Annotated in this window: 11 protein-coding genes; 10 read left to right on the plus strand and 1 reads right to left on the minus strand. The window is 69.8% G+C overall.

What is annotated here, in order from left to right; all coding sequences use genetic code 11:
• The first annotated feature begins 110 nt into the window (after nucleotides 1-110).
• Genes PQI07_RS30100 through PQI07_RS30115 form a run of 4 tightly spaced genes read left to right on the plus strand, consistent with a single transcriptional unit; the run spans nucleotide 111 to nucleotide 5,569 of the window.
• Nucleotides 111-2,174 (plus strand): O-antigen ligase family protein, encoded by a 2,064-nt coding sequence (locus PQI07_RS30100; protein ID WP_274928571.1) that lies wholly within the window; start codon nucleotides 111-113, stop codon nucleotides 2,172-2,174.
• Nucleotides 2,171-3,436, plus strand: coding sequence for a glycosyltransferase (locus PQI07_RS30105; protein ID WP_274928572.1), 1,266 nt, complete (start codon nucleotides 2,171-2,173; stop codon nucleotides 3,434-3,436). The genes PQI07_RS30100 and PQI07_RS30105 overlap by 4 nt, the downstream gene beginning before the upstream one ends.
• A complete protein-coding gene (locus PQI07_RS30110) occupies nucleotides 3,433-4,290 on the plus strand; it encodes an ABC transporter permease (RefSeq protein ID WP_274928573.1) in 858 nt (285 codons plus the stop codon). Before PQI07_RS30105 ends, PQI07_RS30110 begins: the two co-directional genes overlap by 4 nt.
• Nucleotides 4,280-5,569, plus strand: a complete 1,290-nt coding sequence (locus tag PQI07_RS30115) for an ABC transporter ATP-binding protein (protein ID WP_274928574.1) — start codon at nucleotides 4,280-4,282, stop codon at nucleotides 5,567-5,569. The genes PQI07_RS30110 and PQI07_RS30115 overlap by 11 nt, the downstream gene beginning before the upstream one ends.
• Here the strand turns inward: PQI07_RS30115 and PQI07_RS30120 are convergent.
• Nucleotides 5,517-7,241: a methyltransferase domain-containing protein gene (locus tag PQI07_RS30120; RefSeq protein WP_274928575.1), complete on the minus strand. Its 1,725-nt coding sequence runs from the start codon at nucleotides 7,239-7,241 to the stop codon at nucleotides 5,517-5,519. The genes PQI07_RS30115 and PQI07_RS30120 overlap by 53 nt on opposite strands.
• Before the next feature lie 89 nt (nucleotides 7,242-7,330).
• Between PQI07_RS30120 and PQI07_RS30125 the strand changes: the two genes are divergently transcribed.
• The 6 genes from PQI07_RS30125 to PQI07_RS30150 are packed head-to-tail and all read left to right on the plus strand — an operon-like array spanning nucleotide 7,331 to nucleotide 13,824.
• A complete protein-coding gene (locus PQI07_RS30125) occupies nucleotides 7,331-9,412 on the plus strand; it encodes an HAD-IA family hydrolase (protein WP_274928576.1) in 2,082 nt (693 codons plus the stop codon).
• A complete protein-coding gene (locus PQI07_RS30130; protein WP_274928577.1) occupies nucleotides 9,409-10,311 on the plus strand; it encodes a glycosyltransferase family 2 protein in 903 nt (300 codons plus the stop codon). The genes PQI07_RS30125 and PQI07_RS30130 overlap by 4 nt, the downstream gene beginning before the upstream one ends.
• Nucleotides 10,312-10,316: 5 nt before the next feature.
• On the plus strand, nucleotides 10,317-11,057 hold the full coding sequence (locus PQI07_RS37800; RefSeq protein ID WP_342462675.1) for an HAD family hydrolase: 741 nt from the start codon (nucleotides 10,317-10,319) through the stop codon (nucleotides 11,055-11,057).
• Nucleotides 11,050-11,940 (plus strand): class I SAM-dependent methyltransferase, encoded by an 891-nt coding sequence (locus PQI07_RS30140; protein ID WP_274928579.1) that lies wholly within the window; start codon nucleotides 11,050-11,052, stop codon nucleotides 11,938-11,940. Before PQI07_RS37800 ends, PQI07_RS30140 begins: the two co-directional genes overlap by 8 nt.
• Nucleotides 11,937-13,238: a hypothetical protein gene (locus PQI07_RS30145; protein ID WP_274928580.1), complete on the plus strand. Its 1,302-nt coding sequence runs from the start codon at nucleotides 11,937-11,939 to the stop codon at nucleotides 13,236-13,238. Before PQI07_RS30140 ends, PQI07_RS30145 begins: the two co-directional genes overlap by 4 nt.
• 37 nt (nucleotides 13,239-13,275) lie before the next feature.
• A complete protein-coding gene (locus PQI07_RS30150) occupies nucleotides 13,276-13,824 on the plus strand; it encodes a type 4 pilus major pilin (protein WP_274928581.1) in 549 nt (182 codons plus the stop codon).
• Nucleotides 13,825-13,853 lie beyond the last annotated feature (29 nt).

Below are 13,853 nucleotides of genomic sequence, written 5' to 3' on the forward strand. Positions count from 1 at the left end.
CTTAACAGGGCCGTTCGGCTTGTCCGTTCCTTCCATATCGCTTGTCAGTCCGGGAACCTCGGCGTAACTCGAATGGACGGTCTCGTCATTCCTTCGTGGGAACGCCACTCTTGCCCTTCCTGCTACAAGCGTCGCGCAACGCCCTGGTCGCCGTCTGCGCCGGCTCGCTCTTCGCATTCGTCCTCACCCTCCCCTTCGTCGACTACGGCCAGTGGCGACAGGTCGAGACCGCGACCGTCGCCGTCCACATGTCGGCCGGCCTCGCGGCCGTGATCATGACGATCCTGGCGATCTGCGGCGACCGGGCGGTGCGGCGCGCGGTCTTCTCGGCGCCGGTGCTGCTCCTGATCGCCATCGGCCTCCTGTCGTTCGCGCTCTCGCCGTTCCACGACGATCCCGTCCGCACCTTGTTCGGTCTGCTGAAGCACGGCGTGGGCGCCCTCTGGTGGATCTCCGTCGGCATCCTTACGGCGGCGTTCGCCGTTGCAGGCCGCGGCCGGGCCCGGACGGTCCTCGCGGGCGCCGCGGCCATCTCCACGGTCTGCGTGTTCCTTCTGTACGCGTTCGGCTGGAGCGCGCCCGAGCCGCGCTGGATCCCCTACGACTTCAAGGAATGGGTCGCGATCCTCGGCCTGCTGGCGGCGGTGCCGCTCCTGGCGATCCGGACCCGCGCCTCCGTCCTCGTCGCCGCCGTCATCGTCGTCGTGGCCCTGGCCTTCTTCGGCAACCGCTCGATCATGCTCACGGTAGGCCTGTCCGCGGTCGGCTACGGCCTCTGGCTCCTCCTTCGAAGCCGCGTGCGCACCCGGTCGCGGACGGTCCTGGCGGCCGCACTCGCCGCGGCCGCCGTCGGCGGCACCGTCCTCGTGGCCGCCCTCCCCCCGCTTCTCGAGCGCCACGCGGTCGCCGGCGTCTCCGCCGACGCACGCGATCCGATCCCGTCCAAGGATCCGCGGGACCACGTGTCCATCGAAGGCAAGGCGTACGGAACGATCTGGTCCCGCGGCGTCGTCCTCGATCTCGTCGCCCGCAACATGGCGCATCACCCGCTCGCGCTGCTGACGGGGCGGGGCTGGGGCTCGCTCCAGGAGGTGGTCGCCGAGGACGGCCGGAGCGTCCCGGGGCGCCGCTTCCGCTTCGGGCCCGAGACCGCGTCCCTGACGTTCCTCGACTTCAACGCCAACGCCGACTTCCACAGCCACAATCTCCTGGCGGAAGCCGGCCTGTCGCTCGGACTGCCGGGCGTCGTCCTCACGCTTTTGGCGTTCCTGGCGCCGGTGGCCTGTGCCCGCCGCCGGTCGCTCGCCGCCGCCGGCGTCCTTTCGGCCACCCTGCTGGTCGCAGGATCGCTCTGGTTCCTGCTCGGGATCATGGGACCGTTCCTCGCCCTCGCGATCGCCAGCGTCGGTCTCGGACGCGAGCCCTCTCCCGCACGGCGCATGCCGGTTCCGGCCCTCGCGCCCGCCCTGGGCGTCTCCTCGCTCGGGCTCCTGTTCTGCTCGATGCTCCTGTTCGGCTTCGGCAAGGCGCAGCAGGAGGAGCGGTGGTTCTTCCCGCTCTCGTTCTTCAGCGCTCCGCCCTGCGCGACCGTCACGGGCCCGCTCCTCCCGGCGCGCGAGATCAACACGGGTCTGTACCGCCGCTTCGTCGAGCAGGCCGAGCGCGCCGGCTCGCCGGCAGGCGGCAAGGCCTACGCCGCCGACCACCGGGGCAACGCCATCAACTTCGCCTGCGTGATGCGCCGGCTCGCGGACGAGAAGCCGAGCGCCACGGTGCTCGCGGCCTCGCTCGAACTGCGGCAGCGGATCTTCTCGGTCGCCGGCAACGACCCGCTGTTCGTCGCCTCGCTCAAGCCCGACGTCGTCTACTGGGAGGCCGATCTGGCCAAGCTGTGGAGCGTCGCGCCCGGGCGGACCGAGCTCGCGGTGCCGTACGTGTCGTGGCTGATCTCGGTCCACGATCCGAAGATGCCGCAGATCGCGGGACGTCTCGCCTCCTCGATGCGCGACGGCGACCCCGTGAAGGCCTGGATCCTCGCCCGCAAGGCGGAGGCGGAAGGCGACCGCGCCGCCCAGGGCCGGCACATCCGGGACGCCCTCGACCAGGGCATCGCCAACCTCGTCCCGATCCCCAGCGCTTCCGTCGAGCGCGCAATGCAGGCCGCCAGCCGATGACCAACGTCGTGTCCGACCACGCACCGGCGCCGCGCAAGCGCCTGATGTACATCGCCACCCGGTGGCCCTGGCCGATCGCCACGGGGCGCCAGCGCATGATCGACCAGTCGCTGCGCTTCGCCGTCGAGGGCGGCTGGCAGGTGACCCTGCTCTACGCCGGCCGCCGCGCCGCCGATCCCGCGACCTGCCCGCTACCGGACATCGAGCACCACCTTCTCCCGATGCCGAAGCTGCCGGAGGCCGCGGTCAACCTCGCGGTCCTGGGCGGTCGTCCGCTCCAGGACGCCTTCTTCGGATCGCGGGCGGCCCACGACCAGGTCTCGGCCACGATCGAGACCTTCGACCCCGACACGATCGTGGTCGACATGCTCCGCATGGCGCAGTTCGTCGAGAAGCTGCCGACCAAGCCCCGGGGCAAGCTCGTCCTCGACATGGACGACGTCCTCTCGCTCCGATACCGCCGGATGCGCGAGGCCGGCACCGGCAACGTCCTCGGCGCCTTCAGCGAGCGGATGCCGAAGCCGGTGCGCGTCGCCGCCGACGTCATCCCGAAGGCGCTCCTCGGCATCGAGGAGCGCCGGATGCGGGTACGCGAACGGGAGGCGCCCAAGCTCTTCGACCGGACGATGGTGGTCTCGCCTCTGGAGGCCAAGTCGCTCGGCCTGCGTCTGGGCCATTCCGTCGCCGCCCACCCGCCGGCCGTGGACGAGATGCCCTTCCGCCCGCGCGACTACGCCAAGCGCCTGCGCGTCGTTTTCCTCGGCGGCGACAACTACGGGCCGAACGCGGAATCCCTGATCGAGATCGAACGGGTCGCGCGCCTGCTGAAGGAGACCGCACCCGGCCTTCCCGTCGTGTTCGAAGCCGCGGGGGAGGTCACCCGCGATCTCGACCTGCGCCTCGTCAACCGCCTCGGCTACATCCGGGATCTCGACGCCCTCTTCACCGAGGACGCGGTCCTCCTGGCTCCCTTCAGGAGCGGCACCGGCGTGAAGACGAAGGTCGTCGACGCGATGGCCTACTCGGTCCCCGTGCTCACCACCGAGATCGGCACCGAAGGACTCGGCGCCGAACCGGAGAACGAGATCGTCGTCCGGAACAGGGTGGAGGACCTCGCGTCCGTGCTCCTGCGCTTCGCCGCGCACGACGCCGGCCGCCTCTCGTCGATCGCGCGGGGCGGCTGGAGCTACGCCTCCAGGCAGCATCTGCGTCGCGACGTGAAGCGCACCTTCCTGGCGGAGATCGACGAGGCGGCGGCATGACGACCTCCGACGTCGCCGTCCGCACGGCCTCCGGTCCGAAGGAGGCGCACCCGGCGCCCCTGGCTCTCTTCTCGATCCCCTGGAGCCACCGGGAGCTGCTGGGCGCCATGATCCGGCGCGACCTGTCGGCGCGGTACCGGGGCTCGATCCTGGGGCTCGCGTGGTTCGTGGGCATGCCGCTGGCCTCGATGGCCGCCTACACCCTAGTCTTCGTCGGCATCCTTCAGGTCCGCTTCGAGGTCGGCAGCGGCGGCGCGCCGGTGGCCGCCCTGTCGATCTGGTCGGCCGTCGTCATGTGGCAGGCCATCGCGGAGATCTCCTACCGCTCGGTCTCGCTAGTCCACGACCAGGCGCCGCTGGTGAAGCGGGTGCCCTTCCCCCTCGAGGTCCTCGTCGGGTCGTACATCGGCAGCTCGATGGTCGGAGCGGCCTTCTCCCTGCTCCTGTTCTGCCTCGCCTACCTCGCGATCGTCGGCACGCCGCCGTGGACGTGGCTTCTCGCGCCCGTCGCGCTGTCCACGCTCCTGTTCCTGGCCACGGGCACGGCGCTGCTCCTGTCCGCCGTGGGCGCCTACGTCCGCGACCTGCGCCAGATCGTCGGCTTCGCGGTCCCGCTGCTGATGTTCGTGACCCCCGTGGTGTACCCGATCGCAGCGGTGCCGACCGCCCTCAAGGGCATCATGCTGGCCAACCCCCTCGCCTACGGGTTCGAGACCGTCCGGACCGTCCTCGTCGCGGGCCGCGTTCCCGACCCCGCCTACCTGGGCCTCTACCTCGTCTGCACGTGGCTCTACGCGGCCGCCGGACTCGTCGTCTTCCGCCGCCTCAAGGGAGGCTTCGCAGATGTCGCCTGACAACGCCGTCGAGATCGAAGGCATCTCGAAGCGCTTCAAGACGTTCCGGTCCTCGGCCGACCAGATCCTGGAGCTCGCCTCCCTGGGCCTCCTCCGCCGGCACAGGGAGCACCGCGCCCTCGACGACGTCTCCTTCGCCGTCGGCCGGGGCGAATGCGTCGGGATCCTGGGCACGAACGGCTCGGGCAAGTCGACGCTGCTCCAGATCGTGGCCGGGACGATGCGGCCCACCTCCGGGGAGGTCAGGGTCCGCGGACGCGTGGCGGCCCTCCTCGAACTCGGCGCCGGCTTCGCACCCGACTTCACCGGGCGCGAGAACGCGCTGATGAGCGCGCGCCTCCTCGGCTGCACGGAGGCTCAGGCCCAGGCCGCCCTCCCCCAGATCGTCGCCTTCTCGGGGATCGGCGACTTCATCGACCGTCCCGTTAGGACCTATTCGTCCGGGATGTACGTCAGGCTCGCGTTCGCCACCGCCGCCGCCGCCTCGCCGGACGTGTTCATCATCGACGAGGCGCTGGCCGTCGGCGACAGGGTCTTCCAGGGCCGATGCTACGCCAGACTGCGCGAGCTCCGGCGGAACGGCGCCACCATCCTGTTCGTCTCGCACGACCTAGCCAGCGTCAGCAGCTTCTGCGACCGGGCCGTGTGGATCGAGAAGGGCCGCCTCCGCTCGGTCGGCGACGTCCGCGAGGTCGTGGCCGACTACGTCGCGGGAACGCGCGACGCGGCCCCCGCCCAGGCCGGCGTCGAAGCCCGACCGATGGACTCGCTGGTCCTGCGGTCCGGAGACGCCCTCGACCTCCTCGCGCCCCGGGACCGGGTCGACGGAGCCGACGTCCGGATCTCGGCAGCCCGCATGGAGGCGTCGGACGGGTCCGTGGAGATGACCGTCGACGTCGAAGTGCTCCGCGACGTCGCCGACCCGGACCTCTCGATGGCGGTCAAGGACATCCGCGGGACGACGCTCTACGCCACGGGAACGACGGTCGCGGGACGGCGGATCGGACCCGTCCGGGCGGGAGAGAGGCTCTCGGCCACATTCAGGCTGGAGCTGCCCCTGCGCGGCGACGTCTACCCCGTCGCCCTCGCCGCGTCGGACGGCTGCCATTCGGGGCCGCACCTGCCCCTCGACGCGATCGAGGACCGCCTGTTCATCGAACTGCCCGAGCGCCGCAAGGCGCGCCACCTGCTGGACATCCAGGCGGAGGTATCGGTCGCCCGCACGCCTAGTCGAACGGCACCATCGCGAAGCCCAGCAAGGCCTCTGGCGGCCGCATGAGGCAGAGGGCGTACAGCGCCCTCCTCACGCGACGCGCGGCCCGCCGGACGATGCGTTCCGGAGCGGGGGCCGCGACGGCGGCGGCCTCCGGACCGCCGAAGATCATCCGGGGCTCCGGCGGCCGGGCGAGGAAACGGCGGAGGGCCTCGCTGCCCGAGCGCCGGTCGAGATTCAGCGCCATGGCCGCGTATGCCGACATCTGCAGCGTCGCGGCCGCTTCGAGCATGTAGAAGTCGGTGAGCGCCCCCTCCTCTCCCATGATCTGGGCAGGGTCCGAGGCCAAGGTCGTGCGGGTGGTGGCGACCGCCGCGCGGAGGAGCGCCCGGGCGGCCTGTAGGTCGCCGGCGGCCATCTCCAGTCTCGCGGCCCTGATCGCCGCCTCGGCCGTCTTCGTGAGCAGCGAGGGATGGAAGCTGGCCGCATCCATCCCGGCGACACGCCTGTAGAGGGCGCAGGCCTCCCGCGTCCGTCCCCGGGTCTCGTGGATGCGCGCCTCCACGAAGTCGAGGGACGCCATCCAGCGCACGTACGGCACGTCGGTCCCGGCATGGGCCCTATGTTCCGCGGCCCTCGCGAGCCACTCGGTTTCGCGCATGGCCTCGCCGCCCTCGATCAGGCGGTGTCCGAGAACGACGAGAGCCGATATGCCGTCCTTCGATCCAGCACGGGTCGCATCGACGACGTCGACGGCGAGCTCGGTCAGCGAGGCGGTCGAACGCAGGCGCGAAGGGCCCGTCACCATGGCGATGCCGACGGCCGGGTTCTCGTGCATCCAGGAGGGGTCGAGCGATCTCGGGGTGCCGGGACGTCCGCTGAGGAAGAAGCGGTCCTCGACGGGAATCCGTGCGGCGGCGAGCGGGCAGCGCATCCAGACCGACATCCCGGCCCAGGGATCCGCGTCGCGCCGGAAGCCGGGTATCGGCTGTCCGACCTCGCCGAGGACGATGAGGCGTCCTCCCGGAGCGACCGCTTCCAGCAGCCCCGGTCCGATCTGCCGGTGCCTGCATACGATGCAGTCGAAGCGCTCGTCCAAGAAGCCGCCTTCGATATCCCGCATGGCCTCGAAGCGCAGACGACCTGCGGTCGCGGCTCCGAAGCGGCTCCGCGCCTCCGCGACCCTGGAAGCCGGCACGAGCGACGTCACCGCGGCTGCCGGCGACAGCCCGGCGATCACGTACCCCCGGAAACCTCGCCCTCCTGCGATGTCGAGCACGACGTCGCCGAGCTTGATCTGCCACGCCGCCGCCATGTGACGTCGGATCGACTCCTCGGCGAGGCGGCCGCTCCTGCGCGACTCGCCGCGGACGCGCACCGCGATGTCCCGCTCGTACCGCCTGACGTCGTGCACGCCGCGGCCGCGGAAGCGATCGTGGAGAAGCACGTCGTCGGCCGAACGTCGGTACGAACCCTTGGACAGGAGCCTGTCTCCGTCCGCAGCAGCGCCCGGCATGGTCGCGACGAACACGATCCGGGGGGCTTCGAGGGCGGTCGGCGGGATCCGGTCGACGGCGACGTACAAGTCGACCTCGCCTGCGGCCGTCACGACGCAGGCGAGGTCGTGCGCCGCATCGAGGAAGGCCGGACTGTCGGGACCCGAGATCCTGCAGGGTCCGAAGGAACCGAGGATCTCCCGCCACACCTCGCGGGAAGGCCCAATTTCTTGGTGACGCATCGCTATCACATGCTATGCAAGGAATGACGAGAGCGGCAAATCCGTTCCTTCAACCACTGATATCGATTCCTTCTGCGAGTGCAATCAGCATGTCGTTTCCCGATTGCAACTGGAATGCGAGCGTACGCAACGCGACACTCGTCTCCTTCGACGTTTTCGATACCCTGGTGGCCCGCCCCTTCGCCGATCCAACCGATCTCTTCGACGCCGTGGGACTCGAGATCGACGTCCCGGGTTTCCGCGCGGTGCGCGTCGAGGCCGAGGCGCGGGCACGCCGACGCAAGCCGGGCCGGGAGGATATCCGCTTCTCCGAAATCTATGACGCGATGGTCGAGGAGGGGCTGCTCGGCAACGATCTCGCCCTGCGGGCGCGGGCTTGCGAACTCAGGCTCGAGCATGAACTCTGTGGCGTACGGCCGGCCGGACGCCGCCTCTACGAAGCCGTTCGCGACATCAACCCGGATGCCGAGCTGATCGCGATCTCCGACATGTACCTGCCGGCCGCCGAGATCGAACGGATCCTGGAAGCCAACGGCTACCGTTTCGACCGCGTGTACGTCTCCTCGGAGTACGGGCTCACGAAGCACTGGGGCACCCTGTACGATGTGGTCGCCCGCGATCTCGATGTCGTACCAACCAACTGGGTCCACGTGGGCGACAACCCCTGGTCCGACGTGCACATGGCGCGTAGCCGGGGAATACGGGTCCTGGGGATCCCCTATCCGACGGACGCCGTACCCACGACCACTCCTTCGCCCGCTACGGCATCGCACGATCGCATTGGACATCTTGCCCTTGAGGAAGTCGGTTCGGCCGCTTGGCCTGATCGCGTCTTCGCGCAGTTCGCCGCTCATGTCGGCGCCCCCCTGATCGTCGGCATGGCGCGTCAGGTCAGGCGCGATGCCGACAGAGCCGGTGCGGATACCCTGCTGTTCCTCGGTCGGGACGGCTACGTGATCGAGGAGGTGTACGCCCGCCTCTACCCGGAAGATCCCAGGCGTCGGATCCGCTTCGCGGGATCCCGCAAGATCGTCGGCTACGCTGCGCTTGAGGCCATCGACACTGCGGCGCTCGCCTTTCTGACCGGCTGCAAGAGCGAGCTCGACGTGACCGAGATCCTGGCGCGCGTCGACGTGGTCGACGAGGCGTCCGTTTCCGCGGCACGCTCCTGTCTGTCGAACCCGGATGGGAAGGATCCGCCCAGTCACGAGCTCGTGGCCGCCATGCATGCGGCGGCACCCGCGATCCTGACCCAGGCGCGCCGAGCCCGCGAACTTCTCCTTGGCTACCTCCGCCAGGAAGGCGTGGCCGAGTCCTCGACCACGCACGTGGTGGACATCGGGTGGGGCTGCTCGATCCAGACTGCACTCGCCAAGCTGCTTCGCACGGAAGGGTGGCAGGTCCGTCTGACCGGATCCTATCTCGGCACGAAGAACGAAGCGCCGGCCGACGTCGTCATGAACGGGTGGCTGTTCCAGCGCGGCCTTCCGGCAGCGCGGATGAAGACCGTGTTCACATGTCTCGAAATACCCGAGCTTCTCTTCGCAGCGCCCGAATTCGCCGTCGATCGTCTGGAGATGCGCGACGGGATCATCGTGCCGATCCGCCGTCGTGCGGCCGCGGAGGAGGGACGCGTGGCCGCCGCTGCCGCGATGCGCCCGGTCCTGCTCGCCGTGGCAGACCGGGTGCGCCGCCTCGAAGAGGCCGCCCCGGGTCTGGCGGATGCAATCTATTCCTCCGATCGCGTGTTCGACCTGTTCCGACGCGTGGTCGACAGCCCCGCCCCGGCTTTGGCGGAGGCGATCTCGACGGTCGGGCACGGCGAGGGCATCGGCGAGACCGGGCACCGGCCGATCGTGGATCCGATCGCCGCGGACGGCACCATCAGGTCGGCGTGGCGGGCACTGCGGCGATCCTACTGGCGCGCGGGTGTCGTCGCGTTCCTACCGGCCGGCAAACGACGCGTCCTCGAACTGATGCTCCGACATCGGCGGAACATCGACCTCATCCTGCATGTACGCAGGCAGGGGGTCCGCGGCTCCGCGCATGACCTCGCGTGGTGGGCACGCCACCAGTACTGGCGGATTCCCGAGCCGACACGCTTCCGGATCAAGCGGGCAGTCCGGTTCGTGCTCCCAACCAAGTCGGAACCGCGCGAGGTGGTGCAATGACCGCCTGGGTCGCTACGCTGGCGGTCATCACCCGGACCAAGAACCGTGGGCTGTTCCTCCGCCGGGCAATGGAATCGGTCGTCGGGCAGTACAATCGGACCTTCGTCTGGGTGATCGTGAACGACGGCGGCGATCGCGACGACGTGGATGCCGTCGCAGCGGAAGTGGAACGCCGCGGCGTTCCGGTCGTGGTCGTCCACCACGCCGAAAGTCTCGGGATGGAAGCGGCCAGCAACGCCGGTCTCGCAGCCACCGACAGCGAATTCGTCGTGCTCCACGACGACGACGACACCTGGGACCCGCATTTCGTCCCCGAGACCATCAACTACCTGGCCCGGAACCTCTCCAAGGGCGGCGTCGTGGTCAGGACGACGAAGGTGGTCGAGCGGATCGACGCGAACGGCGCGATCAGGATTATCGGAAGGAAGCCGTTCAATCCGGAGCTGCACTCCGTCCACCTCTCGGAGATGGCCGAGCGCAACCTCTTCCCGCCGATCAGCTTCGTCTACCGTCGCTCGGTGATCGACACGATCGGGCGCTACGATCCGTCTCTGCCCGTGCTCGGGGACTGGGACTTCAACCTCCGTTTCCTCTCGCGCTTCGACATCGGCGTGCATCCCGCCGCACTGGCGAACTATCACTTCCGTCCGGGCAGTTCGGGGGTAGCTGGAAACACCGTGGCGGCCGGCGTCGATCTCCACGTCGAGTGGGACGCCGCGATCAGGAACAGGCTTCTCCGGAAGGACCTGGACTCCGGCGTCGTCGGTCTCGGCCATCTGGTGGCCGCCGGGCGGCGTAGCGTCAATCTGGACAGGACGCTGCAGCCGATGCTCGCCGCACGCCTGTTCGCCAAGCGCGCCTACTACGGCTTCCGACGCATCTCCGGCAGGGCCGCATGAACGCCATGCGCCTCCGCCGGGCCATCGGATGGCATCGTCCCGACGTCCTGTCCGTCGACTGTTTCGACACGCTTCTCCTGCGCGGCATCGAAAGCGAGGAGGACCGCATCCGTCGCCTCGGTTTCAGGATCGCCGCTTCGCTGGAGCCAAGAGGCATCCGGGTCGATCCGCAAGCCGTCGCATCGACCCGTCTCGCGGCCGCACGAGCCGAGTACCGGGCCGCCGCGCGCGAGGATCGCGAAGCACGACACGACACGATCCTTGGCCTGCAATGTCTGGCTCTGGGTCTCGACCCGTCCTTTGCAGGGCCCGCGGCACCGCTCGCGGAAGCCGAAATCGAACAGGAGACCTGCGACCTGAGGCCCAATCTTCCGCTGGCGAAGCTGCTGCGCGAGGTCCGGCGTCGGGGTACCCGCGTCATCGTCGTCAGCGACATGTACCTGCCGGCGACGGCGATACTGCGTCTGCTGGAAAATGCCGGCGTCGCGGGAGACGTCGACCGGGTCTACTCGAGCTCGGACCATGGCGCGACGAAGCGCGCCGGCAGGCTGTTCGACGTCGTCGTCAAAGCCGAGGGCGTGCGCGCCGACCGGATGCTCCACGCGGGCGACTGCCGCCTCGGCGATCTTGAGGCGCCCCGCCGACGCGGCATCGCCGCCGTACGCCTTCCACGCCACCATCTAACCCTTGCCCGGTCGATGCGCCGCGCGGGGAACCTCATCGTCGGAGAACCCGCGCATGTCTGAGGCCGCCACCGCCTACAATCCCGCCTTCTACGATCAGCAGGCGGACGCCAGCGCGCTGTCCGCATCGGTCGTGCTCGACTGCCTGTTCGAGCGGTTCCGGCCGTCGTCCGTCGTCGACGTGGGCTGCGGCATCGGAACGTGGCTGGGCGTCTGCCGCGAGATGGGTATCGAAGACGTCGTCGGGATCGACGGCGACTACGTGGCCCGCGACCGACTGCGGATCCCCGCCGCCCTGTTCGCGCCCGCCGACGTCACCGACCCCGCCGACGTCGCCGCCAAGAGCGGAGGACGCCGGTTCGACCTCGCCATCAGCCTCGAGGTCGCCGAGCATCTTCCCCAGAGCGAGGCCGGGCGGTTCGTCCGGACCCTCACGGAGCTTTCCGACCGCGTCCTCTTCTCGGCGGCGATCCCCTATCAGGGCGGCACCAACCACATCCACGAGAACTGGCAAGAGCACTGGGCCATCCTGTTCCGCGCCGCCGGCTACGAGGTCGTCGACCTGTTCCGCGCCCGCCTCTGGGGCGACCGCCGGGTCGCGTTCTGGTACCGCCAGAACGCCTTCCTCTTCGTCCGCAAAGGCAGCGCGGCGGAGGCGGAGTTCGCATCCGAGGCGGGGCTCCGCTTCCCGCTCTCGGCCGTCCACCCCGAGATGCTGGCCTGGGCCTCGCAGCGCCTGGGCCGCGCCCCGGGCGGCACCGTCGAGCGCGACGCCGGGATCCACGCCTCCCTGGTCGCCGCCAACCTGCAGGGCGCGACGACCGTCCCCGAACGGCTGCACGCCTACGGCCCCGAATTCGACTACCGCTACGGCGGCCTCAAGGACCGGCTGCCCGAGCCCGTACGGCGCGTGGCGAAGGCGGCCCTGCGCTTGGTGACGCGGTGAGCACCCCGGCCTACGAGGCAGGGCGCGGCGTCATCGGTCCGATCTTCGCGCGCTTTGCCCGGGATCTGCGCCTGCACGCCGGCGCCGCCGGTCCGGAGGACGACGTCGCGCTGCTCTTCTGCGCCCGCGGCGGCCTCCGGATGCGGCTGGCCTACGAGACCGCGTGCGCCTCCCTGGGCATGGGCACCGGCGGGTCGACCGCCGATCTCATGGTGTCCCGGCTCCAGGCCGCGAAGGTGGGACTGCCGCATGCGCCCGAGGCGATCGACGAGTTCGTCCGCGAGTGCGCCGGCCGCGATCTGCGCGACGCCGCGCGGCTCGTCCTCGACCCCGCCAGGGCTCACCTCGCCGAGGACTCCTCCCTGGTGGGATCGCCCGTGACCGCGGAGGGCATGTCCCGTCTGTTCGCCCGGACCGATGCACTGGGGATCGCCCTGCTGGCGGCATGCCTGGAGCAGCGCGTCGCCTTCCACAGGCATCTGGTGGAGGCGTCGGGCGACCGCGGCCGGATCGTCCTCGTCGACACCGGCCTCTTCGGCGGCACGATGCGGATCCTGGAGCGGACGTTCACGGCCCACGTCTGGAGCTGCGCCCTCTTCGGCCGGGCCAACTACCGGGGCATCCACGCCCCGCATTTCGCCCGGACCGCGGGCCTCGTGTTCGAAGCGGACAGACCGTCCGGCCGCCGGCCTGCCACCGCCCTGCTACGCCACTGGCATCTCGTCGAAGGCCTGTTCGAACCCGACCTGCCCAGTGCGACGACGATGACCCTCGGACCCGACGGGCGGCCGCGATCCGATCTCGAGATTCCCGGCTGGCGGGACAAGGTCGAGGCCAGAGGAATCCCGCTCTTCGACGGGCTGATCGATCACCTCCGCTCCCTGACGCCGAGCGATCTCGCCGATCTCGATGGCGCGGCCGCGCGAGCCGAACGGATCCTCGCCAGGATGATCCTGCGGCCGACGCTCCGCGACGTGGAGGCCCTGGACGTCGGGGCCCGATCGATGGATTTCGGACGCGTCGGGGCCTCCCTCGTCGTGCGTCCGCTGGAAGGCGGCCTGATCCGGCGCATGGGATCGGTCCGCCACTCCCTGTGGCGGGAAGGTCAGATCCGCCGGGCCGTGCCGTTCGCGGGCTGCGCGCTGCTCGCCTTCGGGGCCGGGCGGCGCATTATGGAGCGGGCTCCGGGGCTGCTCGCCCTGTCGCTGAGGGTCGGCCGGAAGCTTTCCTTGGCGCGCCCGGAAGGAATGACGGGGGGCGTGGCGTCCGCCATTGTCAAGCCTCGGGCCTCGCATTAACCTTCGGCAAGCCATTCCTTCGACGACGGGCGACGCCATGCAGAACCATCGCCAGCGCCGCCGTCAGAGGGGCATCACCCTCATCGAGATCTCGATGGTGCTGGCGCTGACCGCGATCTTCATCGCGGGCATCTTCGCCTACATGCGTTCCGCGTCCACGAACCAGAAGGTCGAGCAGGCGGTCAACGAGGTCGCGCTCATGCGCAACACCGTCTACGAACTCTACAGCTCGCAATCCTCGTTCAGTTCGCTGACAGCATCGGAGCTGATCTCCTCCAACGTCGTACCCCGGCGCATGGTCGACAGTACGGGCGCGGGCCTGCGGCACTCCTTCAAAGGTCGCATGGAGGTGCAGCCGACGCAGGTCGCCAGCTTCGGCGATTCCTTCTCCATCGAGTTGGACGATCTTCCGTCGGACGGCTGCATGCTGATGGCGGCGAAGGATTTCGGGCGGGACGTGTACCGCATCGATGTCACCGGCGGCGCCGGCGGCACGTTCACGAAGTTCCTCGAGCCGGGGCAGGCGGCGGACGCCTGCGGCGCTACGGGCGAGACGGCCGCCAGCATCACTTGGTTTTTCCGCTGAGGCGCGTTGACGAAGGAATGAAACCGGGG

The sequence above is a fragment of the Methylobacterium sp. 092160098-2 genome, from assembly GCF_028920805.1.
In the GTDB taxonomy this organism is placed as follows: domain Bacteria; phylum Pseudomonadota; class Alphaproteobacteria; order Rhizobiales; family Beijerinckiaceae; genus Methylobacterium; species Methylobacterium fujisawaense.

What these genes read in the sequence shown, in the direction of transcription:
- PQI07_RS30120 (WP_274928575.1), bottom strand. Translation starts at nt 7,241, where the DNA reads ATGCGTCACCAAGAAATTGGGCCTTCCCGCGAGGTGTGGCGGGAGATC.
- PQI07_RS30130 (WP_274928577.1), top strand. Translation starts at nt 9,409, where the DNA reads ATGACCGCCTGGGTCGCTACGCTGGCGGTCATCACCCGGACCAAGAAC.
- PQI07_RS30105 (WP_274928572.1), top strand. Translation starts at nt 2,171, where the DNA reads ATGACCAACGTCGTGTCCGACCACGCACCGGCGCCGCGCAAGCGCCTG.
- PQI07_RS30115 (WP_274928574.1), top strand. Translation starts at nt 4,280, where the DNA reads ATGTCGCCTGACAACGCCGTCGAGATCGAAGGCATCTCGAAGCGCTTC.
- PQI07_RS30125 (WP_274928576.1), top strand. Translation starts at nt 7,331, where the DNA reads ATGTCGTTTCCCGATTGCAACTGGAATGCGAGCGTACGCAACGCGACA.
- PQI07_RS30140 (WP_274928579.1), top strand. Translation starts at nt 11,050, where the DNA reads ATGTCTGAGGCCGCCACCGCCTACAATCCCGCCTTCTACGATCAGCAG.
- PQI07_RS30150 (WP_274928581.1), top strand. Translation starts at nt 13,276, where the DNA reads ATGCAGAACCATCGCCAGCGCCGCCGTCAGAGGGGCATCACCCTCATC.
- PQI07_RS37800 (WP_342462675.1), top strand. Translation starts at nt 10,317, where the DNA reads ATGCGCCTCCGCCGGGCCATCGGATGGCATCGTCCCGACGTCCTGTCC.
- PQI07_RS30110 (WP_274928573.1), top strand. Translation starts at nt 3,433, where the DNA reads ATGACGACCTCCGACGTCGCCGTCCGCACGGCCTCCGGTCCGAAGGAG.